The organism is Photorhabdus sp. RM96S, from assembly GCF_042879335.1.
GTDB lineage: Bacteria > Pseudomonadota > Gammaproteobacteria > Enterobacterales > Enterobacteriaceae > Photorhabdus > Photorhabdus kayaii.
Map to the genome: position 1 here is coordinate 1 of NZ_JBHFKT010000161.1, position 556 is coordinate 556.

Consider the following 556-nt stretch of genomic DNA (forward strand, 5'->3'; position numbering starts at 1 on the left):
CTGGATGACGAGCGTGACGGCCAGTCATTACGATTATACCCAGACAATAGCCGGGCTGAATCAGGCGATCCAATACCGGGGCAAAAGCCAAAACCTGGCGGTCCAGCTTAGTCGGGTGCTGCACCGTAACGCCGACCAGAAAACCTTGCTTAACGGCGAAATTTATCGCCGGACTTCGCGCAATTTTATTGATAAGACCGAAGTCGATGTTCAGCGCCGGGAAACCGCGGGCTGGAAGCTGGGGCTGTCCCATCATCACTTTATCGGCAGCGCGACGCTGGATACTAGGGTGACTTACCAGCAGGGTATGCGCTGGTTTGGCGCACAACCGGCACCGGAAGAGTACCGCAATGAAGGGACCGCCTTACCTAAAATCACCCAATTCTCGGCGACGCTGGCCGGGCCGTTAACCTTGTTTTCTCAGCCTTTTTCTTATCAAACCCAGTATTTGCGTCAGATAAGCGCCAGCCCATTGACGCCCCAGGATCGCTTCTCGATTGGCGGTCGCTGGACGGTACGCGGCTTTGATGGCGAGCTGACCTTATCCGCTGATCGG

The 556-nt window shown here is 55.9% G+C and carries 1 protein-coding gene; it reads left to right on the forward strand.

All coding sequences use genetic code 11. The features are described from left to right. Positions 1-556 (forward strand): ShlB/FhaC/HecB family hemolysin secretion/activation protein (locus ACGF49_RS24755; RefSeq protein WP_387493379.1); only part of this gene is annotated, 556 nt, incomplete at both ends.